The organism is Enterobacter cloacae complex sp. CDL013, assembly GCF_049238805.1.
Classification (GTDB): domain Bacteria; phylum Pseudomonadota; class Gammaproteobacteria; order Enterobacterales; family Enterobacteriaceae; genus Enterobacter; species Enterobacter hormaechei_C.
The window spans coordinates 131590-156208 of sequence record NZ_JBMKGT010000009.1; the positions used below are offsets into that span (position 1 = coordinate 131590).

Annotated in this window: 26 protein-coding genes; 20 read left to right on the forward strand and 6 right to left on the reverse strand. The window is 59.4% G+C overall.

Annotated elements, in window-relative coordinates; translation table 11 throughout:
• Nucleotides 1–8: 8 nt before the first annotated feature.
• Genes ACOTXD_RS19165 through acpT form a run of 14 tightly spaced genes read left to right on the forward strand, consistent with a single transcriptional unit; the run spans nucleotide 9 to nucleotide 12270 of the window.
• Nucleotides 9–260: an acyl carrier protein gene (locus tag ACOTXD_RS19165; protein ID WP_003861262.1), complete on the forward strand. Its 252-nt coding sequence runs from the start codon at nucleotides 9–11 to the stop codon at nucleotides 258–260.
• Nucleotides 232–831, forward strand: a complete 600-nt coding sequence (locus ACOTXD_RS19170; protein ID WP_061856053.1) for a hypothetical protein — start codon at nucleotides 232–234, stop codon at nucleotides 829–831. Before ACOTXD_RS19165 ends, ACOTXD_RS19170 begins: the two co-directional genes overlap by 29 nt.
• Nucleotides 824–2170, forward strand: a complete 1347-nt coding sequence (locus ACOTXD_RS19175) for an acyl-CoA synthetase (protein WP_061856052.1) — start codon at nucleotides 824–826, stop codon at nucleotides 2168–2170. Before ACOTXD_RS19170 ends, ACOTXD_RS19175 begins: the two co-directional genes overlap by 8 nt.
• The gene (locus ACOTXD_RS19180) at nucleotides 2157–2507 is read left to right on the forward strand and encodes a hydroxymyristoyl-ACP dehydratase (RefSeq protein ID WP_003861256.1); all 351 of its coding nucleotides are present in this window, start codon (nucleotides 2157–2159) and stop codon (nucleotides 2505–2507) included. Before ACOTXD_RS19175 ends, ACOTXD_RS19180 begins: the two co-directional genes overlap by 14 nt.
• Complete coding sequence (locus ACOTXD_RS19185; protein ID WP_061856051.1) at nucleotides 2498–4189, forward strand: glycosyltransferase family 2 protein; 1692 nt, start codon at nucleotides 2498–2500, stop codon at nucleotides 4187–4189. The genes ACOTXD_RS19180 and ACOTXD_RS19185 overlap by 10 nt, the downstream gene beginning before the upstream one ends.
• Before the next feature lie 3 nt (nucleotides 4190–4192).
• Nucleotides 4193–4615 carry an acyl-CoA thioesterase gene (locus ACOTXD_RS19190; RefSeq protein ID WP_006812302.1) on the forward strand — a complete coding sequence of 141 codons (423 nt, stop codon included), beginning with the start codon at nucleotides 4193–4195 and terminating at the stop codon, nucleotides 4613–4615.
• Entirely contained in the window at nucleotides 4612–5217 is a 606-nt protein-coding gene (locus tag ACOTXD_RS19195) for an outer membrane lipoprotein carrier protein LolA (RefSeq protein ID WP_023323845.1), read from the forward strand. Before ACOTXD_RS19190 ends, ACOTXD_RS19195 begins: the two co-directional genes overlap by 4 nt.
• Complete coding sequence (locus ACOTXD_RS19200) at nucleotides 5186–7507, forward strand: MMPL family transporter (protein ID WP_023323846.1); 2322 nt, start codon at nucleotides 5186–5188, stop codon at nucleotides 7505–7507. Before ACOTXD_RS19195 ends, ACOTXD_RS19200 begins: the two co-directional genes overlap by 32 nt.
• Entirely contained in the window at nucleotides 7504–8082 is a 579-nt protein-coding gene (locus tag ACOTXD_RS19205; RefSeq protein WP_023314983.1) for a DUF3261 domain-containing protein, read from the forward strand. The genes ACOTXD_RS19200 and ACOTXD_RS19205 overlap by 4 nt, the downstream gene beginning before the upstream one ends.
• A 1-nt stretch (nucleotide 8083) precedes the next feature.
• Entirely contained in the window at nucleotides 8084–9250 is a 1167-nt protein-coding gene (locus ACOTXD_RS19210; protein WP_023314984.1) for a beta-ketoacyl-[acyl-carrier-protein] synthase family protein, read from the forward strand.
• Nucleotides 9250–9723, forward strand: a complete 474-nt coding sequence (locus tag ACOTXD_RS19215; RefSeq protein WP_003861241.1) for a 3-hydroxy-fatty acyl-ACP dehydratase — start codon at nucleotides 9250–9252, stop codon at nucleotides 9721–9723. Before ACOTXD_RS19210 ends, ACOTXD_RS19215 begins: the two co-directional genes overlap by 1 nt.
• Nucleotides 9717–10448, forward strand: coding sequence for a 3-ketoacyl-ACP reductase FabG2 (locus tag ACOTXD_RS19220; protein ID WP_061856050.1), 732 nt, complete (start codon nucleotides 9717–9719; stop codon nucleotides 10446–10448). Before ACOTXD_RS19215 ends, ACOTXD_RS19220 begins: the two co-directional genes overlap by 7 nt.
• Entirely contained in the window at nucleotides 10445–11674 is a 1230-nt protein-coding gene (locus ACOTXD_RS19225) for a beta-ketoacyl-ACP synthase (protein WP_003861237.1), read from the forward strand. Before ACOTXD_RS19220 ends, ACOTXD_RS19225 begins: the two co-directional genes overlap by 4 nt.
• Nucleotides 11675–11676: 2 nt before the next feature.
• Nucleotides 11677–12270: a 4'-phosphopantetheinyl transferase AcpT gene (gene acpT / locus ACOTXD_RS19230; RefSeq protein ID WP_003861235.1), complete on the forward strand. Its 594-nt coding sequence runs from the start codon at nucleotides 11677–11679 to the stop codon at nucleotides 12268–12270.
• A gap of 60 nt (nucleotides 12271–12330) precedes the next feature.
• On the opposite strand, the gene ACOTXD_RS19235 is transcribed toward acpT, so the two are convergent.
• Nucleotides 12331–12837, reverse strand: a complete 507-nt coding sequence (locus ACOTXD_RS19235) for a phenolic acid decarboxylase (protein ID WP_003861232.1) — start codon at nucleotides 12835–12837, stop codon at nucleotides 12331–12333.
• 99 nt (nucleotides 12838–12936) lie between these two features.
• On the opposite strand from ACOTXD_RS19235, the gene ACOTXD_RS19240 reads away from it, so the two are divergent.
• From ACOTXD_RS19240 to ACOTXD_RS19250, 3 genes are all read left to right on the forward strand, one after another.
• Complete coding sequence (locus ACOTXD_RS19240) at nucleotides 12937–13818, forward strand: LysR family transcriptional regulator (RefSeq protein ID WP_061856049.1); 882 nt, start codon at nucleotides 12937–12939, stop codon at nucleotides 13816–13818.
• Between the two features lie 32 nt (nucleotides 13819–13850).
• Nucleotides 13851–14645 (forward strand): SDR family NAD(P)-dependent oxidoreductase, encoded by a 795-nt coding sequence (locus tag ACOTXD_RS19245; protein WP_022651983.1) that lies wholly within the window; start codon nucleotides 13851–13853, stop codon nucleotides 14643–14645.
• A gap of 106 nt (nucleotides 14646–14751) precedes the next feature.
• Nucleotides 14752–15414 carry an HAD family hydrolase gene (locus ACOTXD_RS19250; protein WP_003861228.1) on the forward strand — a complete coding sequence of 221 codons (663 nt, stop codon included), beginning with the start codon at nucleotides 14752–14754 and terminating at the stop codon, nucleotides 15412–15414.
• A 60-nt stretch (nucleotides 15415–15474) separates the two neighbouring features.
• On the opposite strand, the gene ACOTXD_RS19255 is transcribed toward ACOTXD_RS19250, so the two are convergent.
• Complete coding sequence (locus ACOTXD_RS19255) at nucleotides 15475–16500, reverse strand: TerC/Alx family metal homeostasis membrane protein (RefSeq protein WP_015571505.1); 1026 nt, start codon at nucleotides 16498–16500, stop codon at nucleotides 15475–15477.
• 86 nt (nucleotides 16501–16586) lie between these two features.
• The gene (locus tag ACOTXD_RS19260) at nucleotides 16587–17786 is read right to left on the reverse strand and encodes an NAD(P)/FAD-dependent oxidoreductase (RefSeq protein ID WP_003861226.1); all 1200 of its coding nucleotides are present in this window, start codon (nucleotides 17784–17786) and stop codon (nucleotides 16587–16589) included.
• 228 nt (nucleotides 17787–18014) lie between these two features.
• Between ACOTXD_RS19260 and pitA the strand changes: the two genes are divergently transcribed.
• Nucleotides 18015–19514: an inorganic phosphate transporter PitA gene (pitA, locus tag ACOTXD_RS19265; protein WP_003861225.1), complete on the forward strand. Its 1500-nt coding sequence runs from the start codon at nucleotides 18015–18017 to the stop codon at nucleotides 19512–19514.
• A 54-nt stretch (nucleotides 19515–19568) separates the two neighbouring features.
• Here pitA and uspB read toward each other — a convergent pair whose 3' ends face one another.
• Nucleotides 19569–19904 (reverse strand): universal stress protein UspB, encoded by a 336-nt coding sequence (uspB, locus tag ACOTXD_RS19270; RefSeq protein WP_003861224.1) that lies wholly within the window; start codon nucleotides 19902–19904, stop codon nucleotides 19569–19571.
• Nucleotides 19905–20187: 283 nt separating this feature from the next.
• On the opposite strand from uspB, the gene uspA reads away from it, so the two are divergent.
• Nucleotides 20188–20625 carry a universal stress protein UspA gene (gene uspA, locus ACOTXD_RS19275; RefSeq protein ID WP_003861223.1) on the forward strand — a complete coding sequence of 146 codons (438 nt, stop codon included), beginning with the start codon at nucleotides 20188–20190 and terminating at the stop codon, nucleotides 20623–20625.
• Between the two features lie 97 nt (nucleotides 20626–20722).
• On the opposite strand, the gene rsmJ is transcribed toward uspA, so the two are convergent.
• On the reverse strand, nucleotides 20723–21475 hold the full coding sequence (rsmJ, locus tag ACOTXD_RS19280) for a 16S rRNA (guanine(1516)-N(2))-methyltransferase RsmJ (RefSeq protein WP_032608084.1): 753 nt from the start codon (nucleotides 21473–21475) through the stop codon (nucleotides 20723–20725).
• A 7-nt stretch (nucleotides 21476–21482) separates the two neighbouring features.
• Nucleotides 21483–23525, reverse strand: a complete 2043-nt coding sequence (prlC, locus tag ACOTXD_RS19285; RefSeq protein ID WP_045332580.1) for an oligopeptidase A — start codon at nucleotides 23523–23525, stop codon at nucleotides 21483–21485.
• Between the two features lie 206 nt (nucleotides 23526–23731).
• Between prlC and ACOTXD_RS19290 the strand changes: the two genes are divergently transcribed.
• The gene (locus tag ACOTXD_RS19290) at nucleotides 23732–24574 is read left to right on the forward strand and encodes a 23S rRNA (adenine(2030)-N(6))-methyltransferase RlmJ (RefSeq protein ID WP_003861217.1); all 843 of its coding nucleotides are present in this window, start codon (nucleotides 23732–23734) and stop codon (nucleotides 24572–24574) included.
• Nucleotides 24575–24619 lie beyond the last annotated feature (45 nt).

A 24619-nucleotide genomic window follows, 5' to 3' on the forward strand; every position in this document is an offset into this window, starting at 1 on the left:
TGACCGCTATGACAGAACAACAAACGATTTATCAGGAAGTCTCTGCGCTTCTTATTACGCTGTTTGAAATCGCCCCGGAGGATATTACCCCTGAGGCACGTCTTTACGAGGATCTGGACCTCGACAGCATTGATGCCGTCGATATGGTGGTGCACCTGCAAAAGAAAACGGGCCATAAAATCAAGCCTGAAACCTTCAAAGCGGTGCGCACGGTGCAGGACGTCGTGGACGTTGTGGAACAGCTTCAGCGCGACGCGTAACGTGCGTTCGATTCCAGTTCTTCCCGCCCTGACGGGGCTGATGCTGCTGGCATGGCCGTTTTTGATCGGCTTCGGGCTGGCGAATAATAGCCTGCACGGGATACTGCCCGTGATGGCGCTGGTGCTGCTGATGCGCGTCTGCCAGGCCCGTCGGCAGGGCGGCCCCCTGCGTTATCTGTTCGTAAGCGTGGCGCTGGCCGGCATAGCGCTTTGCGCGGCGAGCTACGTCCTGCACGCGCACCAGTGGGTGCTGTTATATCCGGTGGTGGTGAATCTGGTGATGCTGGTGGTGTTTGGCGGTTCGCTGTGGACGGCAATGCCCGTCGTCGAACGGCTGGCGCGCCTGCGTGAACCGGACCTCTCCCCCGTCGGGGTACGTTACACGCGCCGGGTTACCCAGGTCTGGTGCGGCTTTTTTATTATCAACGGGGCGATCGCGCTGTTTACCGTATTACATGCCGATATCCGTCTGTGGACGCTGTGGAACGGGATGATTGCCTATCTCCTGATGGGCACGCTGATGGCTGGCGAGTGGCTGGTGCGACAACGGGTGATGAAAAACGATGCTTAACCCTCTTCCGCTTAGCCAGTGGCTCAGTGCGCCCCGCCCTGACGACACCCCTGTCGCCTGGCAGGACGACCATCTCTGGACGCTTGGCGATCTGCGCCACGATGTCACTCGGCTGGTCGACACGCTGCGACATGAAGAGGGCGAGCGCTGGGCACTGTGCATCGAAAACGGCTATCTGTTTATTGTCGCGCTGCTGGCGACGCTGCATGCGGGTAAAACGCCGGTCCTCCCCGGGCACAGCCGGGCGGCGCAGCTTAACGAACAGCGGGTGCTGTTCAGCGGCGTCCTGAGCGACACCACGCTCGATTTTCAGGGGCGACAGCTGCGGGTGGCTTCTGCGCAGCGGGCAGGCCATTCCTTTTCACCGCTGCCTGCCATCGGTGAGATGCGCACGATCGAGCTTTACACCTCCGGCTCGACCGGCACGCCGCAGCGGGTGAGTAAGCCGGTGGTCAGCCTGGACCGTGAGGCTCGTCTTCTGGCGGCGCATTTTGGCGAGCGTCTGGCGGGCTGTCACGTCGTGGCTTCCGTGGTGCTGCACCACTTGTATGGCCTGACGTTTCGTGTCGTCTTACCCCTGGCGCTCGGCCTGCCGCTGCACGCCAGCCTGCTCAACTATGCCGAGCAGCTCTCTGCCCTTCCCGACGATAAACGCTATCTTTTCATCAGCAGTCCGGCGTTTCTCAAGCGGCTGGACGCGTCGCTGACGCCGCCCCCCGTCAACCTGCTCTTCTCCGCTGGCGGCGCGCTGCCCTGGCAGGAGGTCGCCGCGGTTCAGGCCTGGCTCAACGTCTGGCCGGATGAAATATACGGCAGCACGGAAACAGGCGTAATGGCCTGGCGCTACCGTCAGGAGGAAAGCACGCGCTGGCAGCCTTTCCCCGGCGTGACGTTTCACGGCGATCGCGTGATGTCGCCGCTGATCCCCGAGGTGGAGGGGGTCGTGCTGGATGATATCCTGCACTTCACGGCTGACGGGCAGTTCAGCCTCGTCGGGCGCCGCGGTCGGGTGGTCAAAATTGAGGATAAACGCATTTCACTCGATGACATTGAGCGCCGCCTGTTGGCGCTGGACGGCATCCGCGAGGCCGCCGCGCTGACGGTGACGCGCGGCGGGCGTCAGGGCATTGGCGTATTGCTGGTGCTGAATGAAGCGGTGCGTCAGCAACACGAACAGGGCAAAAAAGCGCAGGAGCTCGCCTGGCGACGCGCCCTTCGCCCCTGGCTTGAACCGGTTGCCGTGCCGCGCTACTGGCGGATCGTTGATGAAATCCCGGTCAACAGCATGAACAAGCGCGTGACTGCGCAGCTACAGGAGTTGTTTCATGAAGATCCCTGAAATCGGGCGCCTCCAGCCCGATCCACAGCATCTGGAGATAACCTTTTATCTTGATCCTGACCTGCTCTGGTTTAAGGGACATTTCGCCGTACAGCCGCTGCTGCCGGGCGTGGCCCAGCTCGACTGGGTAATGCATTACGCTGCCGCGCTGGCGCCGGGCTACCGTTTTCACAGTATTCAGAACGTGAAGTTCGCCGCCCCGCTGTTGCCGGAGAATACGGTCACGCTGCTCCTTGCCTGGCAGCCCGAACGCGAGATGCTGACCTTTAGCTACCAGCGCCATGCGGGTAACGAGCGCCACACCGCCAGCAGCGGGAAGATTCGCTTATGTCAGTAACCTTCCGTCCCTGCGTGCTGATCCCGTGCTATAACCACGGGGTGATGATGGCTTCGGTGCTGGCGCGCCTGGCGCCTTTCGATCTGCCCTGTCTGGTGGTGGACGACGGCAGCGATGAAACCACGCGCCGCACGCTTGAAGCGCTGGCGGCGGATCGTCCGCAGGTCACGCTACTGCGGCTGGCCGAAAACAGCGGCAAAGGCGCGGCGGTGATGCAGGGGCTGAAAGACTGCGCCGATCGCGGCTTCACCCACGCCGTTCAGGTGGACGCTGACGGCCAGCACGCTATCGAAGACATCCCCAAACTGCTGGCGCTGGCCGAACGCCATCCCGATGCGCTCATTTCCGGGCAGCCCGTTTACGATGACTCGATCCCCCGTTCGCGCCTGTACGGCCGCTGGATAACGCACGTCTGGGTCTGGATTGAAACCCTCTCCCTGCAACTGAAAGACAGCATGTGCGGGTTTCGCGTTTACCCTATAGCCCCGGTTTTGCGCCTTGCAGCAACCACGCCGCTCGGCAGGCGAATGGATTTTGATACCGAAGTGATGGTGCGCCTCTACTGGCAGGGCAACACCAGCTATTTTCTGCCCACCCGCGTGACCTATCCGCCGGACGGGGTATCCCATTTCGATGCCCTGAAAGACAACGTGCGCATCTCGTTGATGCATACCCGTCTGTTTCTCAGCATGCTGCCGCGCATTCCTTCCCTGCTGATGCGTCGCCGTTCGCAGCACTGGGCGCAGCAGCAGGAGGTGAAAGGATTATGGGGCATGCGCCTGATGCTGCGCGTCTGGCAGCTGCTGGGGCGTAAGGCGTTTACCGCCCTGCTGTGGCCGGTTACGGCCGTCTACTGGCTAACCGCCCGCGCTGCGCGCCAGGCGTCGCAGCAGTGGCTGACGCGGGTTAAAACGGTGATGGCACAGCGGCAAATGCCGCGACCCGCACGGCTTAACAGTTTTTCCCACTTCCTGCGCTTCGGTCATGCCATGCTGAACAAAGTGGCCAGCTGGCGCGGCGAAATGAAACTCCATCGCGATCTGGTCTTTGCGCCAGGCGCGCAGGAGGCGCTGGGGCTCGACGATCCTCAGGGCAAACTGCTGCTCGCGTCGCATCTTGGCGATGTGGAAGCCTGCCGGGCGCTGGCCCAGCGCGAAGGGGCGAAAACCATCAACGCGCTGGTCTTTAGCGACAACGCCAGACGTTTTAAGCAGGTGATGGAGGAGATGGCGCCGCAGGCGGGCATTCACCTGATGCCGGTCACCGACATTGGCCCGGAGACCGCCATCCTCATCAAAGAGAAGCTGGATCGCGGCGAATGGGTGGCGATCGTGGGCGATCGCATTGCCGTCACCCCGCAGCGCGGCGGTAGCTGGCGGGTGATATGGAGCGAATTTATGGGCCAGCCCGCGCCGTTCCCGCAGGGGCCGTTTATCCTGGCGTCCATTTTGCGCTGCCCGGTGGTGCTGATTTTTGCCCTCTGTCAGCAGGGAAAGCTGACCCTGCACTGCGAGCCGTTTGCCGACCCGCTGCTGCTGCCGCGCGGCGAACGCCAGCAGGCGCTACAGCAGACCGTCGACCGCTATGCGGAGCGGCTGGAGCATTACGCGCTCTTGTCGCCGCTCGACTGGTTTAATTTTTTCGATTTCTGGCAGCTGCCAGAGATCAACGAGAAGGAGTAAAGGGTGCTGACCGATCCCCGCTTTACGGCTGAAGTTGAAATCACCGTTCCGTTCCACGACGTCGATATGATGGGCGTGGTGTGGCACGGCAACTACTTCCGCTACTTTGAGATTGCCCGCGAAGCGCTGCTCAACCAGTTTGATTACGGCTATCGCCAGATGAAAGCGTCCGGCTACGTCTGGCCGGTGGTGGATACCCGGGTGAAATACCGCGACGCGGTGACCTTCGAGCAGCGCATTCGCGTCCGCGCCCACATTGAAGAGGTTGAAAACCGTCTGCGCATCGCCTATCAAATCTTCGACGCGCAAACCGGGAAACGCACCACCACCGGCTACACCATTCAGGTGGCGGTGGAAGAAGCAAGCCGGGAGATGTGCTTTGTCAGCCCGGCCATTCTGTTCGAACGCATGGGGATCGCGCCATGAAATGGATAACGCTACTCGCGCTGCTGGTAAGCCCGCTGGTGAACGCGGTCACGCTGGATGAACTGCAACAGCGGTTTGCGGAGCAACCGGTAGTGCGCGCACACTTCGAACAGATACGCACGATCAAGGACATGCCTCAGCCCCTGCGCTCGCAGGGGGAGATGCTAATCGCCCGTGACAATGGCCTGCTGTGGGATCAAAAAGCGCCGTTCCCGATGACGCTGCTGCTGGATGACAAACGGATGGTGCAGATCGTCAACGGTCAGTCGCCGCAGACCATTACCGCCGACACTAACCCGCAGATGTTTCAGTTCAACCATCTGCTGCGGGCGCTGTTCCAGGCCGACCGCAAGGTACTGGAAGAGAACTTCCGCGTCGATTTCAAAGACCTGGGCGAAGGCCGCTGGTCGCTGGTGCTGACGCCCGTCACCACGCCGCTGGACAAGATTTTCTCCACCCTTGATTTGAAGGGCGCGATCTATCTGGAATCCATTCGCCTGAACGATAAGCAGGGCGACACGACGGATATCGCCCTCTCCCGCCACCAACTGACGCCCGCCCGCCTGACTGATGCAGAACGCCAGCGCTTTGCCGCACCGTAACGCCCTGCGCCCGGCGCTGCTGTGGGCCGCGGTATGCCTGATCCTGCTGGGCGTGCTGCTGTCGCTGCTGCCTGGCGCGCGGCTGAACAGCAGCGTGCTCGCCATGCTGCCGAAACAGACGCTCGGCGCGATCCCTCCCGCTCTCAACGACGGATTTATGCAGCGCCTCGACCGCCAGCTCATCTGGCTGGTCAGCCCCGGCAAACAGCCGGACCCGCGCGTGGCGCAGCAGTGGTTAACCCTGCTGCAACGCAGCCAGGCGCTGAGTGTCGTAAAAGGTCCGCTGGATGCCGCCGGGCAACAGGCCTGGGGAGATTTCTTCTGGCAGCACCGCAATGGCCTGGTCGATCCGGCCACCCGCGCCCGCCTGCAAAACGGCGGTGAAGCGCAGGCTCAGTGGATCCTGTCCCAGCTCTACTCCGCCTTTTCCGGCGTGAGCGGCAAGGAGCTGCAAAACGATCCGCTGATGCTGATGCGCGGCGCGCAGCTCGCGCTGGCGAAGAACAGCCAGAAGATGCAGCTGATGGACGGCTGGCTGGTGACAAAAGATGCGGCCGGGAACTATTGGTATCTGCTACACGGCGAGCTGGCGGGCTCGTCGTTTGACATGCAGCAAACCCACCAGCTGGTGACCACCCTCAACGCGTTGCAGCAGACGCTGAAAAGCCAGTATCCACAGGCGCAGCTGCTCTCGCGCGGGACGGTGTTCTACAGCGATTACGCCAGCCAGCAGGCTAAAAACGATATTTCCACGCTTGGCGTCGCCACGGTGCTCGGGGTGATCCTGCTGATTGTGTCGGTGTTTCGCTCCGTGCGTCCGCTGCTGCTGAGCCTGCTCTCCATTGCCATCGGCGCGCTGGCGGGGACGGTCGTGACGCTCCTGCTGTTCGGTGAGCTGCACCTGATGACGCTGGTGATGAGCATGAGCATTATCGGCATCTCGGCGGACTATACGATTTACTACCTCACGGAGCGGATGGTGCACGGCGCGGAACACTCGCCCTGGCAAAGCCTGGCAAAAGTGCGTAACGCGCTGCTGCTGGCGCTGCTGACCACCGTCGTGGCGTATCTCTTCATGATGCTGGCCCCCTTCCCCGGCATTCGTCAGATGGCGGTGTTCGCCGCCGCAGGACTGAGCGCCTCGTGCCTGACGGTAATGTTCTGGCATCCGTGGTTGTGCCGTGGCATGCCGGTCCGCCCGGTCCCCCTGAGAGGGATGATGCAGCGCTGGCTGGACGCCTGGCGCGACGGTAAAGCCCTCTCCGTCGGGCTGCCGGTAGCACTGGCGCTGCTCTCCGCCATCGGGATCGCCAGCCTGCGGGTGGATGACGATATCGCCCGGCTTCAGGCGCTGCCGCAGGACATTCTGGCGCAGGAAAAAACCATCACCGCCCTGACCGGGCAAAATGTCGATCAGAAATGGTTCTTGGTGTACGGCGCGTCGGCTCAGGAAACGCTGGAGCGGCTGGAGGCGTTTACCCCGGCGCTGGCGCAGGCGCAAAAAGCCGGTGAATTAACCCGCTGGCGTACCCTGCCGCTGAACTCGCTGGCGCGGCAGAACAGCGATCTGCAACTTCTGCGTAACGCCGCGCCGACGGTGACGAAAATGCTGCAAAGCACGGGGCTGAATGCCGTCGCCCCGAATCTGAACGCCATGCCTGTTAGCGTGGAAGCGTGGCTCGCCAGCCCGGCCAGCGAGGGCTGGCGTTTGCTGTGGCTGACGTTGCCGGACGGCAAAAGCGGTGTGCTGGTCCCGGTCGATGGCGTCAGAAACAGCGCCGCGCTCGGTGAGCTGGCCACCCGCCATCCCGGGGTCGTCTGGGTTGACCGTAAGGCCAGCTTCGACAGCCTGTTTGCGCTCTACCGCTCGCTGCTGTCGGGGCTGCTGGGCGTGGCGCTGGCGGTGATTGCCTGCGGCGCGATGCTACGCCTCGGCTGGCGAAAAGGGCTGGTGGCGCTGGTGCCGTCCGTGCTGTCGCTGGGCGGCGGGCTGGCGGCGCTGGCCGTGACGGGCCATCCGGTGAACCTGTTTTCCCTGCTGGCGCTGGTGCTGGTCCTCGGCATTGGCATCAACTACACGCTGTTTTTCAGCAACCCGCGCGGCACGCCGCTGACCTCCATGCTGGCGATTACCCTCGCCATGATGACCACCCTGCTGACGCTGGGGATGCTGGTATTCAGCACCACTCAGGCCATCAGCAGCTTTGGCATTGTGCTGGTGAGCGGTATCTTCACCGCGTTCCTGCTCGCCCCGCTGGCGATGCCGTCTAACAAAGAGAACTTACCATGACCCGTTTCATTCGCCTGGCGGCAGTGATGATGGCCCTGTTGCTGGCGGGGTGTAGCCATACGACGAACCGCGATGACGCGCGCCCTCAGGCCTGGCTCCAGCCCGGCACCCGCGTCACGCTACCCCCGCCGGGCATCACGCCTGCCATCCGCGCGCAGCAGTTGCTTACCGGCAGTTTTAAAGGCCAGACCCAGTCGCTGCTGGTGATGCTGAACGCCGACGGAAATAAAGTGACGCTTGCCGGCCTCTCCTACGTCGGGATCCGCCTGTTCCTCGCCACCTACGACGACACCGGGATCCACACCGAGCAGTCGGTTGTGATGCCGCAGCTGCCGCCCGCCAGCCAGGTGCTGGCCGACGTGATGCTGAGCCACTGGCCGCTCAGCGCCTGGCAGCCGCAGTTGCCGAAAGGCTGGACGCTGAACGATACTGACACCAGACGCGAACTGCGCAACCCCGATGGCAAACTGGTCACGGAAATTGTCTACCTGAACCGTAACGGCAGGCGCGAACCGATTAGCATTGTGCAGCACGCTTTTCACTACCACATCACCATTCAATATCTGGGTGACTGAGATGATTTACCTTTCTGCCGTTGGCATGGTCAACGCGCTCGGCAACTCGGCTGATGAAATAGCGGCGAACCTGATCGCTGGCGTGGCCCCCGGGATGCGCCAACGTGCGGGCTGGCTACAGGGCTTACCCGAGGCCGTGCTGGGAGGCGTGGAGGGTGAACTTCCCCCTGTCCCCGAGTCTTTTTCCGCCCATCGCAGCCGCAACAACCAGCTGCTGCTGGCGGCGCTTGCGCAAATCTGGCCCGCCGTCGATGCGGCCATTGCGCGCGTGGGGCGAGACCGCGTGGCGGTTGTGCTGGGCACCAGCACCTCCGGACTGGACGAGGGTGATGAGTACGTGCGCCGCGCGCAGAACGGCGAGCGCAGCCCGCAGTGGCAATATCCGCAGCAGGAGCTGGGCGATCCGTCGCGCTTTCTCGCCAGCTGGCTTGCGCTGGACGGCCCGGCGTATACCATTTCGACCGCCTGCTCCTCCAGCGCGCGGGCGATCATCAGCGGTCGTCGCCTGATCGACGCCGGGCTGGTGGACGTCGCCATCGTCGGCGGGGCCGACAGCCTGAGCCGCATGCCGGTCAACGGCTTCAACAGCCTGGAGTCCTTCTCCCCGACCCTGTGCGAACCGTTTGGCCGCAACCGTCGGGGGATCACCATTGGCGAAGCGGCGGCACTGATGGTGCTGACCCGCGAGCCGGGCGAGGTTGCGCTGCTGGGCGCGGGGGAATCCAGCGATGCGTACCATATTTCCGCCCCACATCCGCAGGGCGAAGGGGCGATCCGCGCCATCAACCAGGCGCTGAACGAGGCGGGCATAACGGCGGCGGACGTCGGCTATATCAACCTGCACGGCACCGCCACGCCGCTGAACGATCGCATTGAGGCGCAGGTTATCCACGATCTCTTTGGCGACCGCGTGCCGTGCAGCTCCACGAAACATCTTACCGGCCACACGCTGGGCGCCGCGGGGATCACCGAGGCCGCCCTGAGCTGGCTGATCCTGACCCGAAGCCTGCCGCTGCCGCCGCAGGATTTTTCCCGCTACGCGCCGGACGACACCCTGCCCGCCTTCGGCCTACTGCACCAGAGCGCACCGCTGAATAAACCGGTGATCCTGTCAAACTCCTTCGCGTTTGGCGGCAACAACGCCAGCCTTCTGCTGGGGAGAGTATGATGCACTACTTACCTCCCGGGGATTATCTTCCTCACGACACGCCGATGCTGCTGCTTGAGAGCGTGGAAAGCGTCACCGATGACCGCGCCGTTTGCAGCGTGACGGTGAACGAACGGGGCGTTCTGGCCCCGTTCCTGGACGCGGACGGCAACCTGCCTGGCTGGTTTGCGCTGGAGCTGATGGCCCAGACCGTGGGCGTCTGGTCTGAATGGCACCGGATGCAAAAAGGGCTGCCGCACTGTGCGCTGGGCATGGTGCTGGGCGCGCGCGAGCTGGTGTGCGACGCAGGGCATTTTGCCGCAGGCAGCACGCTGACCATCACCATCGAACGTCTGATGCAGGATGAACGCTTTGGCAGCTTCGAGTGCACCATTCATGCGGATAGTGTCCCCCTCGCCACGGGACGCGTGAACACCTTCCAGCCGAGCGAGGAAGAATTAACCACACTTTTCAACCAGGGAACACCATCATGAGATCCGTACTGGTCACTGGCGCCAGCAAAGGCATTGGCCGCGCTATCGCCCTTCAGCTTGCGGCGGACGGTTTCACCGTCGGCGTGCATTACCATCGTGATGAAGCGGGCGCGCAGGAGACGCTGGAAGCGATTATCCAGGCAGGCGGCGCGGGCCGTTTACTCACCTTCGACGTGGGCAACCGCGAGCAGTGCCGCACGGTGCTGGAACAGGAGATCGCTGACCACGGCGCGTGGTATGGCGTGGTCAGTAACGCCGGTATTACCCGCGACGGCGCATTTCCTGCGCTCAGCGACGATGACTGGGACAGCGTGATCCACACCAATCTCGACAGTTTTTATAACGTCATTCATCCCTGCATTATGCCGATGATCGGCATCCGCAAGGGCGGGCGGATCATCACCCTGTCGTCGGTGTCAGGCATTATGGGCAACCGTGGGCAGGTGAACTACAGCGCGGCGAAAGCCGGGATCATCGGCGCCACCAAAGCGCTCGCCACCGAGCTGGCAAAACGCAAAATCACCGTCAACTGCATCGCGCCGGGGCTGATCGATACCGGCATGATCGAGATGGACGAAGCTGCGCTGCACGCGGCGATGTCGATTATCCCGATGCAGCGTATGGGCCAGGCCGAGGAGGTCGCGGGGCTGGCGAGTTACCTGATGTCGGATAAAGCAGGCTATGTGACGCGTCAGGTGATTTCGATTAACGGAGGCATGCTATGACCCGCCGGGTAGTGATTACGGGCATGGGCGGCGTCACCGCGTTCGGCGAGGACTGGCCGACCATCTCGCGCCGTCTGCGCGAGTATGAAAATGCGGTGCGTACCATGACGGAGTGGCAGGCGTATGACGGCCTGCAAACCCTGCTCGCCGCGCCGATTGAAGACTTCACTCTCCCCGCTCACTATACCCGTAAGCGCATTCGCGCCATGGGCCGCGTGTCGCTGCTCTCTACCCGCGCCACCGAGCTGGCGCTGGAGCAGGCGGGACTAATCGACGACGCGGTGCTGACCAACGGTCAGACCGGCATCGCCTACGGCTCGTCGACCGGCAGCACCGGGCCGGTCAGCGAGTTTGCCTCTATGCTCACCGAAAAGCACACCCACAACATCACCGGCACCACTTATGTGCAGATGATGCCGCACACCACGGCGGTGAATACCGGGCTGTTCTTTGGCCTGCGCGGACGGGTGATCCCCACCTCGAGCGCCTGTACCTCTGGCAGCCAGGCGATTGGCTACGCCTGGGAAGCGATTCGTCACGGCTACCAGACGGTGATGGTGGCAGGCGGCGCGGAAGAGCTGTGCCCGTCGGAAGCGGCGGTTTTCGATACCCTGTTTGCCACCAGCCAGCGTAACGACGCGCCAAAAACCACGCCGTCGCCGTTTGACGTTCAGCGCGATGGCCTGGTGATTGGCGAAGGGGCGGGTACGCTGGTGCTGGAAGCGCTGGATCACGCCAGAGCGCGCGGAGCGACAATTTATGGCGAGATCGTGGGCTTTGCCACCAACTGCGATGCGGCGCACATCACCCAGCCCCAGCGTGAAACCATGCAGGTGTGTATGGAGCAGTCGCTGGCGATGGCGGGTCTTGGCCCTCAGGACATTGGCTACATTTCTGCCCACGGCACGGCAACCGATCGCGGGGATATCGCCGAGAGTCAGGCGACCGCCGCCATTTTCGGCGACAGCGTGCCCATCTCATCCTTAAAGAGTTATTTCGGTCATACCCTGGGTGCCTGCGGCGCGCTGGAAGCCTTGCTGAGTCTGCACATGATGCGGGAGGGCTGGTTCACGCCGACGCTCAATTTAAGACAACCGGATGAGCAATGCGGCGCTTTAGATTATATTATGGGGGAAACCCGCCCGATTGATTGCGAATTTATTCAGAGCAATAACTTTGCCTTTGGCGGCATCAATACCTCGATAATCATTAAACGCTGGGCGTAACTATGTACCAGTTTGTACTGGGAAAGATCTCCACCCTTAGCGCGGACCCGCTGGCGTCAACGCTCGCAGACATGGCACCTCAGGGTGCACGACACGCTTCCTGGCTTGCAGGCCGGACGCTGCTCGCCAGAACCTTATCCCCCTCGCCCCTTCCCGAGATAATTTACGGCGAGCAGGGAAAACCGGCCTTCGCTAACGGCCATCCGCTGTGGTTTAACCTGAGCCACAGCGGGGACGATATTGCCCTGCTGATGAGCGATGAAGGTGAAGTGGGCTGCGATATCGAAGTGATCCGCCCGCGGGAGAACTGGCAGGCGCTGGCAAATGCCGTTTTCAGCCTCACCGAACATGACGAGCTGGAACGTGAAGCGCCGGAAGAGCAGCTTTCCGCATTCTGGCGCATCTGGACACGCAAAGAGGCAATCGTCAAACAGCGTGGCGGCAGCGCGTGGCAGATAGTCAGCATTGACAGCACCGCCCAGTCGCTCCCGGTCAGTCAGCTACGCTTCGGCTCGCTGAGCCTGGCGGTCTGTACCCCTACGCCTTTCACCTTAACGGCGGAAGCGGTTACTTACTCCGGTATTCCTGCGGCATAAAAAACGGCCATGCCGGTTAAAACCAACATGGCCAATGTCCCGTTCACGTTGTTCTCGATCTTATTTTAAATTTTCCGGGAAGTTTGCAGGCAGCTCGCTGGCCGCGCAATTGATCACGCTATCGTCATTCGCACCGCAGTCACGCACGAAGGTGATGGTGGCAAATTCATCAATCACTTCGGTTGGATACGCTGGTCCGGCATCACGGTAGCTATTCATCAGCGGAATGTGATCGTTCTGGAAGCAGACGGTTTTTTCCGGATTATTCATGACCCAGCGCGGGAAGAAGATGGTGCCGTGGAACAGGCGGTCGCCCAGGTTCACGATCAGGCTCACGTCAGTACCGGTTGGCTCCGTCCAGGAAATTTTATAGATGCTCTCCCCAACACGGACGATGTAGGCCTGCTGATCTTTCACCCAACGGTTGCCAACCAGACCACTGTGAATACGGTAGTCCAGGGTGTTTTCGTTTTTAACGTAAATTTCGTAATTCCAGCCATTATCGTAGGTATATACAAGATGTTTGCCGACGAAGCCGCTTAAATCATGTTTATCGAAGGTGCTCATACGATGTCTCCTTTGTTTTGATGAGACGATCGTACCCCTTCAAAAAATGAATGAATAACGCTATGTTTGAATCAAATTCATCCAAAATTTAGATTAATTATGCACAAGACGACGCTCGAACAGTGGGCCTTGCTGGAGAGAGTCATCGAGGCTGGCAGCTTCGCTAAGGCGGCGGAAGAGACCTACCGCAGCCAGTCCTCGGTCAGCTATAACCTGTCGCTTTTGCAGGAGCGGCTGGGCGTGGCGCTCCTGATGACAGAGGGACGGCGTGCCGTGCTAACCCCGGCGGGTGAGCTGTTGCTGAATCAGGTTAAACCGCTGCTGAAAGCCTTCGCCTATGTTGAAACGCGCGCTGCGACCCTGCGCAGCGGGATGCGAACCCGTATCGACCTGATGGTAGACAGTATTTTTCCGCGTAGCCGGCTGTTCGCGATTTTGCGCCAGTTTCAGCAGCTGTACCCGCAAACGCAGGTGCGGCTTACCGAGGTTCTGGAAAACAGCCGCGCAGATGCGCTCAATAATGAAGCCGACGTGATGGTCTTAACCCGCCGCCAGGACATTACCGGCCTGGGCGAATGGCTGATGAATATCGATTTTGTTGCCGTCGCGCATCACGCGCACCCGCTGTTTTCGCTGGATACGCCGCTTAATGACGAGATGCTACGGCCGTGGCCGCGCATTCAGATCGCAGACAGCCAGCCCACCACTCACCCCACCGGGGAGTCGTGGACATTCTCCACTATCGATGCCGCGATCGAAGCGGTGATGTATCAGGTTGGATACGGCTGGTTACCGGAAGAACGCATTCAGACCCCGCTCCAGCAGGGCATCCTTAAAACGCTGCCGCTCAGCCACGGCGTACGTCGCGCCACGCCGCTGCACCTCATCGTCAAACGCTCCCTCAGCCCGCTGGACGAGCAGGTTAAGACGCTGTTGCGCCTTTTTAAGCAGGAGCCGTCATCGTCAACTGCTACGCTTTAAGTTTTGAACCATAAAACGACAAGGAGTGAACGATGAAAATCGATTTAACGGGGAAAGTAGCGCTGGTGACCGCGTCCACCGGCGGTATTGGATTTGCCATCGCCCGCGGGCTGGCGGAGAGCGGTGCGGAAGTGATCGTAAACGGACGCAGCGTCGACTCGGTGAATAAAGGCATTCAGGCGCTACAGCAGGTGGTGCCTGGCGTACAGGTCCGTGCCGCCATCGCCGACCTGAGCTCGCAGGAGGGCGTTGACGAACTGCTCAGGGTCGCCACGCACGTCGATATTCTGGTGAATAACGCCGGGATCTATGGCCAGCAGGATTTTTATTCCACCGACGACGAGACCTGGGAACGCTACTGGCAAACCAACGTGATGTCCGGCGTGCGCCTCTCCCGTGCCCTGTTGCCCGGCATGGTACAAAAGGGCTGGGGTCGGGTAGTGTTTATCTCGTCAGAATCGGCCTGCAATATTCCTGCGGATATGATCCACTATGGCGTGACAAAAACCGCCCAGCTCTCGCTGGCGCGCGGTCTGGCGAAGTTCGTGGCAGGCAGCGGCGTGACGGTGAACAGCGTACTGCCGGGCCCGACAATGTCGGACGGTTTTGCCGCGATGATGAAAGACGAAATCGAAAGAACCGGTAAATCGCTGGAGCAGCTGGCGAAAGCGTTCGTGATGGAGAATCGTCCCAGCTCGGTTATTCAGCGCGCCGCAACGGTAGAAGAAGTGGCGAATATGGTGGTGTATGTCTGTTCCATGCAGGCCTCCGCGACTTCCGGCGCGGCGCTGCGCGTTGACGGTGGCGTGGTGGATGACATAGTTTGACCCGTCAGGCCACAGGTTCAGGAAAAAATGCGACCTGATATAAGGACTATGAAGGTAAAGCAGGTAAACTAGTGAACAGAATGTGTATTTCAGCTAAGACGTATTTATGACCAATATGATTGCCGACGAAGCCGTGGCGAAGTCCAGCGTGCTCTCTGTCTTTGACTTTGATGGTACGTTGACGCACCACGACAGTTTTATCCCGTTCCTGCGCTTTGCCTTTGGCAAGCGCTACTTTGCTGGCCGACTGGTGCGCATGGCCCTGCCTACGCTGCACTGTGTGCGCCGCAAGCTGACGCGAGATGAGCTGAAAGAGGTGTTGATCAAAACCTTCCTGACGGGGGTGGATGAGCACTGGTTACGTCAGCAGGCGGAAGCCTTCTGTGAAAAATACTGGAACAAGCTGATGCGCCCGGAAGGTGTGCTGGCCGTCGCCAACGAGGTCAATTCCGGTGCGGAAGTGACGATTTGCTCTGCTTCCCCGGCGCTGGTATTGCAGCCGTGGGCCGATAAGCTCGGCATTAAGCTGATTGGCACGCAGCTGGAAGTGAAAGACGGCAAGCTGACCGGGCGGATCACCGGCCACAACTGCCGGTGTGCCCAGAAGGTGGCGAGGCTGGAGAAGGTGTATGGGGATTTGAACGCGTATCACCTGCGCGCCTGGGGCGACACGCGTGGCGACCACGAGTTGCTGGCGGCGGCGCAGGATCCGCACTGGCGGCATTTTCATCATCCGAGCAAGCGCCGAAATTCACCAATTAAGGGTTAGGTGCGGCCCGGTGCCCTCACCCCGGCCCTCTCCCACAGGGAGAGGGAGAAAAGCGGTACATCAGGCCTCACGTTTTCCCGGGAACATCACGCTCGCAATAATCCCCAGCGCCAGTACCCCCAGCACCACAAACAGGCTTGCCGTGGCGCCGATGTTATAACCGTGATGCCAGAAGTGGTCGGTCGCATTCAGCCCCAGCTTGAACGCCACGAAGAACAGCAGTAACACCACCGCTTTCTCCAGATGCACCAGATACTGCTTCAGCGCTTCCAGCACAAAGTAGAGGGTACGCAGGCCGAGGATCGCGAACATCATTGCGCTGTAGATAATCAGCGGCTCACGGCTGACGGCAATGATTGCGGGTACGGAATCGAAGGCGAACATCACGTCGGACAGCTCCACCACCGCAACACAGAGCAGCAGCGGCGTCGCGTAGCGCTTCGCCTTCTTCACGCGGCCTACCATTACATCCTTGTTTTCAGGCTTCTCCAGTTCGGCATCCACCTCTTTCTGGGTCAGGATAAACGCATGGCTGCTGATTTTTGGCCACACCGGGTAGAAGCGTTTCACCAGGCGGTACGCCAGATGGTTGGAATAATCTTCTACTTCATCGCTCTCTTCATTGCGTTTCAGCATCATCACCGCCGTCCAGCCGACGACCAGCGCAAAAATGACCTCAACATACGGCCCCAGGCTCAACAGACTGGTGCCGATGGCAACAAAAATACCGCGGAACACAATCGCCCCGAGCACGCCCCAGTAGAGCACGCGGTGACGATATCTATCCGGCACGCCGAACCAGGCGAAGATCGCCATCATCACAAACAGGTTGTCGACGGAGAGCACCTCTTCCAGCGCATAGCCGGTCAGGAACAGACTGGCCATCTCCGCGCCGTGGTGCACGTATAAAAATCCGGCGAAGGCCATCGCCATCATGACCCAGAAGATGGACCACATAACCGCGCTTTTCAACGAGATCGGTTTATCGTGACGGTGCATGAAGAGGTCGATAAACATCGCCCCAACGGCCATCACCACGAAGACAACAACGGTTTCCGTCGGGAAACCGAGATGAGCAGCAGACATAGACAACCCTTTTAAGAAGACAAAACACCATGCACACAATAAAAAGCGTGGGCCCGTTAAGGAGGCATCACGCTAAAAAATAAATATTAACCGTTCTTTTCAGCCAGCGCTTGCGCGCATGCCCAGGCACTGGCCCACGCCCACTGGAAGTTATACCCGCCGAGCCAGCCGGTCACGTCCATCACTTCACCAATGAAATAAAGACCCGGCACGTTGCGGGCTTCCATCGTGCGGGATGAGAGTTCGTTTGTATCCACGCCGCCCAGCGTCACTTCCGCCGTGCGGTAGCCTTCGGTGCCGTTTGGCTGTACGCGCCAGTTCGTCAGCGTCTCCACCAGCGTTTCCTGCTCGCGGCTGTTGAGCTGCTTGAGCGCAACATCCGGAATTTGCCCTAACACCTGCAAGCACTCCACGAGACGCTTCGGCAACTGCATCGCCAGGGTATTTTTCAGGCTTTGATTCGGGTGTGCGGCGCGTTGCTCGTTGAGGAAGGCGTCCAGATCGCAGTCCGGCACCAGGTTTACGGAGACAAACTCTCCCGGCTGCCAGTAGCTGGAGATCTGCAATACCGCCGGCCCCGAGAGTCCACGATGGGTAAAGAGCAGGTTTTCGCGGAACACCGTGCCGTCTTCGGCCGTGATGACCGACGGTACAGACACGCCGGAGAGTGTCTGAAGCTGCTCCAGCAGCGGCTTATGCAGCGTGAACGGTACCAGCCCGGCGCGGGTGGGCAGTACCTTCAGGCCAAACTGCTCGGCAATTTTATAGCCGAACGGTGAGGCGCCCAGCCCCGGCATCGAGAGGCCGCCGCTGGCGATCACCAGGTTATCGGCGCTGACGGTCTCACCGTTGAGTTGCAGCGTGTAGCCCTGCTCGTCGCGGGCGACGTCCAGCACTTCGGTGCGCAGGCGCATTACTACGCCGCCTTTCTCGCACTCGGCCACCAGCATATCGACAATTTGCTGCGCGGAGTCGTCGCAGAACAGCTGTCCCAGCGTCTTCTCATGCCACGCGATACCGTGTTTACCCACCAGTTCGATAAAATCCCACTGGGTATAGCGCGCCAGCGCAGATTTGCAAAAATGGCGGTTCTGGCTCAAATAGGCCGCAGGCTCGACATAAAGATTAGTAAAGTTGCAGCGCCCGCCGCCAGACATCAGGATCTTGCGGCCAGGCTTTTTTCCGTTATCCAGCAGCAGCACGCGACGACCCGCTTGTCCGGCCATCGCCGCACAAAACATACCCGCCGCACCGGCGCCAATTACTACGGCATCAAACCTTTCCACGTCAAAATCCTCTTCGTTAACTGCCGCGGATTGTAAAGTTTCCTCAGTGGTCGCACCAGCGTAAAAAGATATTACAAAGCCATTTCATTGATATTTAAAGATTATCCTTTCAGGCACATTTCTCAAATCAGGTGGTATGTCAAAAAAAGTCTATATTTCACTTTGCCCGTTGCGCATTTGTCCTGGATAATGCGCCGCGTTCATGTCCTCAAAATGGCGTAACGTCCTATGCTACATTTGTTTGCCGGCCTGGATTTACATACCGGGCTTTTATTATTGCTTGCTCTGGTTTTTGTGCTGTTTTACGAAGCGATCAACGGCTTCCACGACACTGCAAACGCAGTAGCAACGGTTATCTACACTCGCGCAATGCGATCGCAGCTTGCGGTTGTTATGGCGGCGGTATTTAACTTTTTTGGTGTCCTCCTGGGCGGACTAAGCGTTGCGTATGCCATTGTGCATATGCTGCCAACGGATCTGCTGCTTAACGTGAGTTCCGGTCATGGCCTGGCCATGGTGTTCTCTATGCTGCTTGCTGCGATTATCTGGAACCTCGGTACCTGGTATTTCGGCCTGCCGGCATCCAGCTCTCACACCCTCATCGGCGCGATTATCGGTATCGGGTTAACCAATGCCCTGATGACCGGGACCTCCGTCGTTGATGCGCTGAATATCCCGAAAGTTCTCGGCATTTTCGGCTCTCTGATCATCTCCCCTATCGTCGGTCTGGTGGTGGCGGGTGGCTTGATTTTCATCCTGCGTCGCTACTGGAGCAACACGAAAAAACGTGCGCGTATCCACCTGACGCCAGCAGAGCGTGAGAAGAAAGACGGCAAGAAAAAGCCGCCGTTCTGGACGCGTATCGCGCTGATCATTTCCGCTATCGGCGTCGCCTTCTCTCATGGCGCGAACGATGGTCAGAAAGGTATCGGCCTGGTGATGCTGGTTCTGATTGGCGTCGCACCGGCGGGCTTCGTGGTTAACATGAACGCCTCCGGTTACGAAATCACCCGTACCCGTGATGCGGTAAACAACGTTGAGACTTACTTCCAGCAGCATCCTGATTTGCTGAAGAAAGCGACCGGCGTGGACCAGCTGATTCCTTCTCCGGAGTCAGGCGCAACGACGGCACCGGGCGAGTTCCATTGCCATCCGGCAAACGCGATTAACGCGCTGGAACGTGCGAAAGGCATGCTGGCCGATATCGAAAGCTATGACAAACTGGCTGTTGAACAGCGTGGTCAGCTGCGTCGCATCATGCTCTGTATCTCCGACGTGACCGATAAAGTCGCGAAGCTGCCAGAGGTTAATGCTGACGACCAACGTCTGCTGAAGAAACTGAAAGGCGATATGCTCAATACCATTGAGTACGCGCCAATCTGGATCATCATGGCGGTCGCGCTGGCGCTGGGTATCGGTACGATGATTGGCTGGCGTCGTGTGGCGACCACCATCGGCGAGAAGATCGGTAAGAAAGGCATGACCTATGCGCAGGGTATGTCCGCGCAGATGACGGCAGCGGTATCTATCGGTCTGGCGAGTTACACCGGTATGCCAGTCTCCACCACCCACGTACTCTCTTCGTCCGTGGCAGGTACAATGATTGTTGACGGCGGCGGTTTGCAGCGTAAAACCGTGACCAACATCCTGATGGCCTGGGTGTTCACCCTCCCGGCGTCCATCCTGCTGTCTGGCGGTCTGTACTGGATTTCGCTGAAGCTGATTTAATCGGCTGAAGGCGACAAAAAAGCGGGTCAGGAAACTGGCCCGCTTTTTTTATGCTCAGTGCCAAATCATCAGCGCAATCATACTCACCACAACCAGACCACAGAGGGCGCTGGTCAAAATGAACTGACGACGCAGGCGCTCGCAGCGACGGATAAACTCTTCATCGTGGTGATCGCGGTAGCGTTGGTAGTAGATATACCCCACCAGACGCATCTGCTTGCTGGGCTGTCCGTGCGAGGTGAAGAACCCTCCACCGTCCACATACTGATAAAGCAACGGATCGCAACCACGAAGTACCACTAACAGCGCACGTAACGATGAGAAGTAGCGCGCCATATTCACTATGCAAACCACGCATAACGCCCAAAACAATGCGACGGTGCTAATCATACATCCTCCCCGGCGTCCGCCCACGAAGCAAGGCTCCTGAGCTACCGCACCCCAATGCCCTGACAGACAGTTCAGTGAAAGAATGACCAAAAGTCGATCCGGTTCGCGTTTTAATATCCGAACGGCTCATTAAATAGTGTAGGAGATCCGTTAATTTTTTTGCCACAAGGTTAATCGTTATCAACACCAAAGCTTGAAAAATATGTTTAACTGGGCCGTAATGAAAGCATCAGACGACGGCTTTCCCATTTAGTCATCGATAACTTAAGGAAGGAGTAACACTATGGCTTACAAACACATTCTTATCGCGGTAGACCTCTCCCCGGAGAGTAAAGTGCTGGTTGATAAAGCAGTATCCATGGCACGTCCCTACAACGCGAAAGTTTCGCTGATTCACGTTGATGTGAATTACTCCGACCTCTACACCGGTCTGATCGACGTGAATCTCGGCGATATGCAGAAACGCATCTCCGAAGAGACTCACCACGCGCTGAGCGAGCTTTCTACCAACGCGGGCTATCCGATCACTGAAACCTTAAGCGGTAGCGGCGATCTGGGCCAGGTGCTGGTTGATGCGATTAAGAAATACGATATGGACCTGGTGGTATGTGGTCACCATCAGGACTTCTGGAGCAAACTGATGTCTTCCGCGCGCCAGCTGATTAACACCGTTCACGTGGATATGCTGATTGTTCCACTGCGTGACGAAGAAGACGAGTAAGTGCGTTAAATTCCCCTCACCCTAACCCTCTCCCAAAGGGAGAGGGAATAGATCGAGGATGTAGGCCGGGTAAGGCGAAGCCGCCACCCGGCTTTTTCTATTCCGGCGTACCCGAATAAATATCAAACCGGTGCCCTTTCGTGGTCACCGCGTTAGTGGTCGCAACGTCCGCCAGCGGCGGCGCATAGTCCGGCCGCTTCACCACCACACGCTTCGTCGCCAGCTGACGAGCCGGTTCCAGCAGGCCATCGGCATCTAAATCTGGCCCCACCAGCGACTGAAACACCCGCATCTCTTTCTTCACCAGCGCGCTTTTCTGCTTATGCGGGAACATGGGGTCGAGATAAACCACCTGCGGGCGCGGGGTGATGTCGGTGAGCGCCGTCAGGCTGGAGGCATGAATAAGTTGTAAACGTTCCTGTAACCACGGGCCGATTTCCGGGTCCTCATAGCCCCGCGTCAGCCCGTCGTCGAGCAGCGCGGCGACAACCGGATTACGCTCCAGCATCCGCACCCGGCAGCCCACCGAGGCCAGCACAAACGCATCGCGCCCCAGCCCCGCCGTGGCGTCCACCACGTCCGGAAGATAGCTCCCTTTAATGCCAACCGCCTTGGCCACCGCTTCGCCGCGACCGCCGCCGAACTTACGCCGGTGCGCCATCGCGCCGCCGACAAAATCGACAAAAATCCCGCCAAGCTTTGGCTCATCGCGCTTGCGCAGCTCCAGATGTTCCGGCGTCATCACCAGCGCCATCAGGTTGTCTTCATCATGTTCCAGCCCCCAGCGGGCCGCCAGAACAGATAAGGCGCCGTCCCCGGCGCCTGTTTCATTTACTAAGCAGATCTTCACGTAGCAATCAGCCTTTGATTCCGTAATGCTCCAGCATCGCATCCAGCTGCGGCTCGCGGCCACGGAAGCGTTTGAACAGCTCCATAGGCTCTTCTGAACCGCCGCGGGTCAGGATGTTGTCGAGGAACGACTGACCGGTTTCGCGGTTGAAAATCCCCTCTTCTTCGAAGCGCGAGAAGGCATCCGCCGCCAGCACGTCGGCCCACAGGTAGCTGTAGTAGCCTGCGGCGTACCCGCCTGCGAAGATATGGCTGAACGCGTGCGGGAAACGTCCCCAGGTTGGCCCTGGAATAACGGCAACCTGCTTTTTAATCTCAGCCAGGGTTTCGAGGATTTTCGCCCCCTGCTCCGGGCTGAACTCGGCGTGCAGGCGGAAGTCGAACAGGCCGAACTCCAGCTGGCGCAGGATAAACATCGCCGCCTGGTAGTTTTTCGCTGCCAGCATTTTATCCAGCAGTTCTTTCGGCAGCGGTTCACCCGTTTCGTAATGACCGGAGATAAACGCCAGCGCGTCCGGCTCCCAGCACCAGTTTTCCATAAACTGGCTAGGCAGCTCGACCGCATCCCATGGCACACCGCTGATACCGGCGACGCCAGCGGTTTCGATGCGGGTCAGCATGTGGTGCAGGCCGTGACCGAACTCGTGGAACAGGGTGATCACTTCATCGTGGGTAAACAGCGCAGGTTTGCCGCTCACCGGACGGTTGAAGTTACAGGTCAGGTAGGCGACCGGTTTTTGCAGGGAACCATCCGCTTTACGCATCTGGCCCACGCAGTCGTCCATCCACGCCCCGCCGCGCTTGTTCTCACGCGCGTAGAGATCGAGGTAGAAGCTGCCGCGCAGTTCGTTTTTCTCGTCATACAGCTCAAAGAAGCGCACGTCCGGATGCCAGACGTCGATGTCGGTACGCTCTTTCGCGGTAATGCCGTAGATGCGTTTCACCACCTCGAACAGGCCGTTAACGGCTTTGTTTTCCGGGAAGTACGGACGCAGTTGTTCGTCGCTGATGCTGTAGAGATGCTGTTTCTGTTTTTCGCTGTAGTACGCGATATCCCACGGCTGAAGCTCGTCTACGCCGAACTCCGCTTTCGCAAAGGCGCGCAGCTGAGCCAGCTCTTTTTCACCCTGCGGACGGGCGCGTTTCGCCAGATCGGTCAGGAAGTCGAGCACCTGCTGTGGGTTCTCGGCCATTTTGGTGGCGAGGGATTTATCCGCGTAGCTGTCGAAGCCCAGCAGCTGTGCCAGCTCGTGGCGCAGGGCGAGGATTTCCGCCATGACCGGGCTGTTGTCCCATTTACCCGCGTTCGGGCCCTGATCGGAGGCGCGGGTGCTGTAGGCGCGGTACATCTCTTCGCGCAGGGCCTGGTTGTCACAGTAGGTCATCACCGGCAGATAGCTTGGGATATCCAGCGTTAACAGGAAGCCTTCCTGCTCTTTCGCTTCGGCCTGGGCTTTTGCCGCCGCCAGCGCGCTTTCCGGCATGCCCGCCAGTTCAGATTCATCGGTAATCAGCTTCGTCCAGCCCATGGTGGCGTCGAGGACGTTATTGCTGTACTGATTACCCAGCTCGGACAGGCGCGCAGCGATTTCACCATAGCGAACCTGTTTTTCTTTTGGCAGGCCAATCCCGGACAGTTCGAAATCACGCAGGGCGTTATCGACCGATTTTTTCTGCGCCGTGTTCAGTTCGGCATAGTGGTCGCCGTCGCGCAGGTCGCGGTAGGCTTTGTAGAGCCCCTCATGCTGGCCGACCCAGGTGCTGTACTCAGAGAGCAGCGGCAGGGTTTGCTCGTAGGCTTCGCGCAGCTCCGGGCTGTTTTTTACCGAGTTCAGGTGGCTCACCGGGGAGAAGATGCGCCCCAGCACGTCGTCCACTTCGGCCAGCGGCTGACACAGATTTTCCCAGGTGTACGGCCCGCCCTGCGCGACCACGTTTTCTACCGCCGCGCGGCAGTTGTCCAGCGATTGCGTAACCGCTGGAACCACATGCTCGGGGAGGATTTTAGAAAACGGTGGCAACGAAAAAGGCGTCAGTAATGGATTGGTCATAAACGCTGTCCTGTTGAAATAGGTGAATGAAGCGCGCATCCGGCGCTGTGCATATTGTTCAGTAATGGGGTTAAGTGTAGAGGATTTCAATGCCAGACGTGGCGGAAAAGAGCCCGGTGGCGCTGCGCTTACCGGGCCTGCGGGTAATCTGTGCCGTTCTGCTGTAAACTGTGGCAAATCGTCAATTCAGCGGAATATCATTACCCATGCTCAGTTATCGCCACAGCTTCCACGCAGGCAACCACGCCGACGTCCTCAAACACACCGTTCAGAGCCTGATCATCGAATCGCTTAAAGAAAAGGATAAACCGTTCCTTTATCTGGACACCCACGCGGGCGCGGGCCGTTATCAGCTGAGCGGCGAGCATGCCGAGCGTACCGGTGAATATCTGGAAGGGATTGCGCGTATCTGGCAGCAGGACGATCTGCCTGCCGAGCTGGAGCCGTACATTGGCGTGGTGAATCACTTTAACCGCAACGGCCAGTTGCGTTACTACCCTGGCTCCCCGCTGATTGCCCGCCAGCTGCTGCGCGAGCAGGACAGCATCCAGTTAACCGAGCTGCACCCGAGCGACTTCCCGCTGCTGCGTTCTGAGTTTCAGAAAGATAACCGCGCCCGCGTAGACAAAGCCGATGGTTACCAGCAGCTGAAAGCCAAACTGCCGCCGGTTTCCCGTCGCGGCCTGGTGCTGATCGACCCACCGTACGAAATCAAAACCGACTATCAGGCGGTGGTGACCGGCATTAACGAAGGTTACAAACGCTTTGCGACCGGCACCTATGCTCTGTGGTATCCGGTAGTGCTGCGCGCGCAAATTAAACGCATGATCAAAGACCTCGAAGCGACGGGCATTCGCAAAATCCTGCAAATTGAGCTGGCGGTGCGCCCTGACAGCGACCAGCGCGGCATGACCGCGTCTGGCATGATCGTCATTAACCCGCCGTGGAAGCTCGAAGCACAGATGAACAACGTGCTGCCGTGGCTGCACAAAACGCTGGTGCCAGCCGGTACGGGTCACGCCACCGTGAGCTGGATCGTGCCGGAGTAATCGCAGCCATCGGTGGAAACTATTGATTTCAGGTATACAATCGCG